The organism is Halomarinibacterium sedimenti (assembly GCF_019312585.1).
GTDB classification, from domain to species: Bacteria; Bacteroidota; Bacteroidia; order Flavobacteriales; family Flavobacteriaceae; genus Halomarinibacterium; species Halomarinibacterium sedimenti.
Genome location: NZ_JAHWDP010000014.1, coordinates 1 through 2,536, shown reverse-complemented (window position 1 = coordinate 2,536; position 2,536 = coordinate 1). Strand labels below are relative to the sequence as shown.

Genomic DNA, 2,536 nt, shown 5'->3' with positions numbered 1-2,536 from the left:
CCAATGGCGATGGGTACCACGACACGTGGAATATAATTGGTATTGCACAGTACGATCCTACGGCAAAGATTTATATCTTTGACAGGTATGGGAAACTGCTCAAGCAGATAAGTCCTAGTGGATTGGGATGGGATGGTACCTATAATGGGTCACCACTACCATCGAGCGATTACTGGTTTAGGGTAGAGTACAAAGAGGACGAAACTAACAAAACCTTTACAGGGCATTTTACCCTAAAGAGGTAAAGATTATAAGATAACAATAAATAGCCCCCGTCTGGGGGCTATTTATTTAAGTAATTAGGTGTTTTAAATGGGATTAAATGCGCTTTAACATGCATTGATATAGCATTTTCATAAAATTTTCTTAATTTTCGACCCAGAACCTAATTGCTATGAAAAAATTTTACCCCACATTTTTACTCATTTTTTGTGCATTACTTTTAGTTAATAATTCTTATGGACAAGGACCTGGAAGCCTATTTGTTGATGCCGGGCCGGACCAAGTAATAGATTGTGCTACTGGAGGATGTACGGATATTACCGCGACTTTTTTGCAAACGTTCGATACCTCGGGACTTAATTATAATGTTAATTCAATAACCTACAACCCTCCTTTTCCATTTAACGGGTTAGCGAATTCATTAAATCCTAATATTGATGATGCTTGGTCTCCAGTTGATAATTTACCCTTTGATTTTTGTTTTTTTGGAGATTTAGAAACTGAATTTCAGGTTGGGTCTAACGGAGTGATTCGATTTGATGTAGACCCAACGGATACAACAAATGGTTGGTCATTTTCAGAAAATTTACCAAATAATACAAATCCAACGTTAGGTGAGGCCAATGTATTCACCCCATGCCATGATATTGACCCTTCTGTTTCCACAACTGAAGAAATTGGTTATGAAGTGCTCGGAACTTTTCCTAATAGAGTTCTGGTTGTTTCCTATTATGAAGTGCCCTTGTTTTCAGGTGCATGTAATTCGCTACTTGCTACTCACATGGCTGTCTTTTATGAATTCTCTAATGTTATAGAGATATATATTCAAGATAAACCAACCTGTACAACTTGGAACAGCGGGAACGCTACTGTAGGAATTCAAAATGATGCTGGAACAACTGCATTCGTTCCGCCTGGGCGTAATACTTCAGATTCACCTTGGACTACAAATAATGAAGCTTGGAGTTTTTCTCCTATTGGTCCTCCAACCTATGTTTTTGAATGGTTGGATAGCACAGGAGCAGTCATTGGCACTACACCTACTATAAATGTTTGTCCAACAGGCACAGAAACTTATACGGCGAGAGTTACTTGGACAAATACTTGTAATGGTGAAGTTGTAACGTTAACGGATGATGTTGTAGTAACACAAAATGCGCCATTTACAGTTGACTTAGGCCCAGATATTGATACATGTGATAACTCACCTATTGTATTAGATGCTAGTCCAACACCATCAACTCCCGGTGTTACTTATGAATGGTTTATTAACGGAATTTCTCAGGGTCCTCCATCAACCACACAGAATACTTTTTTAGTAACGGCACCAAATTCTGCTTTATACGGTGTTGAAGTTATTGATCCTACAGATCCAACATGTATAGTTAATGATGAAATTAATATTAATTTTTACTTGCAGCCTTATATTGATAGTCCTCCAAACGACTTGTTTATTTGTGATGATGGAACTAATCCAGGAATTTTTGATCTCACAGTTAATGAGCCTGTGGTCCTAGGACCACAAAATCCAGCTGATTTTAATATATTTTATTTTAATGGCACTGGAGTTGATATAACGGCAATGGCCGGGGCATACCCCATAGTAGGATCAAATGAAATAATAACTATTAGGCTTGAAGATTTAACAGGCACTTGCTTTGCTGAAGCTACTTTTGAAATTACTTTTTCTCAGGCCATTGCAGGTACTGTAGCAGACTATGGCTTTTGTGATCAAGATAATTCTGGTGATGAAGATATTGATTTGCCTTTTACTTTTAATGCCTCTGTTTTAAATGGTCAATCTCCATCCAATTTTACAATCACCTATCATATTAGCCAAGCTGATGCGGATGCGGATATAAATCCATTGCCTACACCCTATACAGTTTTACCTCCTTCGGTTCAAATTTTTATACGGTTTGAAAATAATACAGATCCCACTTGTTTTGATACCACTCAAAACTTCACCATATTTTTATATTCTCCTCCAAATGTGCCACCGCCACCTCCCTTAATTTTATGCGACGATGACAATGATGGATTTATGGAGTTTGATTTGAGTATGGCGGATGATGATTTAACGGGTGGTGATCCTGATTTGGTAGTGACCTATCATGGGACGATGCTAGATGCTGAGAATGGGATATTGCCCATAGGTCCTTTGTATACGAATGATAATCCTTGGAACGACAATGTATGGGCTAGGATAGAGAGTTTAAGCAGCAGTTGTTATTCGGTAGTAGAGTTGTTGTTGGAAGTTAGGTTTAGTCCTGTGGCTACGGAGCCTTCGGGCCCTTTGCGATTGTGTGATGAT

General features: G+C 38.4%; 2 protein-coding genes. Both read left to right on the top strand.

All coding sequences use genetic code 11. The features are described 5' to 3' along the window. A partial coding sequence (locus tag KXJ69_RS13615; protein ID WP_219053669.1) for a T9SS type B sorting domain-containing protein occupies positions 1–245 on the top strand: 245 nt, incomplete at its 5' end. Between the two features lie 149 nt (positions 246–394). Next, the coding region (locus KXJ69_RS13610; RefSeq protein WP_506737248.1) for an FIDD domain-containing protein at positions 395–2,536 on the top strand (2,142 nt) is incomplete at its 3' end.